1 rRNA gene is annotated in these 276 nt (G+C 47.5%); it reads right to left on the bottom strand.

Annotation, left to right across the window (positions count from 1 at the left end):
• Nucleotides 1-172, bottom strand: a 23S ribosomal RNA gene (locus PSSD_RS26090); the annotation flags it as partial.
• Nucleotides 173-276: the final 104 nt, after the last annotated feature.

The raw sequence follows: 276 nt of genomic DNA on the forward strand, positions 1-276 counted from the left end.
TAACACTATGTATTCATGTTACGATGATGCACAGAGTGCACCGGGTTTCCCCATTCGGACATCGTCGGCTGTAGCGGTTCATATCACCTTACCGACGCTTTACGCAGATTAGCACGTCCTTCATCGCCTCTGACTGCCAGGGCATCCACCGTGTACGCTTAGTCGCTTAACCTCACAACCCACAGACGTTTTATAACGCATGCAGTGTTGCAAGCATTTGAGAGACTCGAACACATCGTAAATTTCATTCTTATTACGGAGAATGAAAACGACGTG

Source organism: Type-D symbiont of Plautia stali (genome assembly GCF_001485335.1).
In the GTDB taxonomy this organism is placed as follows: domain Bacteria; phylum Pseudomonadota; class Gammaproteobacteria; order Enterobacterales; family Enterobacteriaceae; genus Pantoea; species Pantoea vagans_C.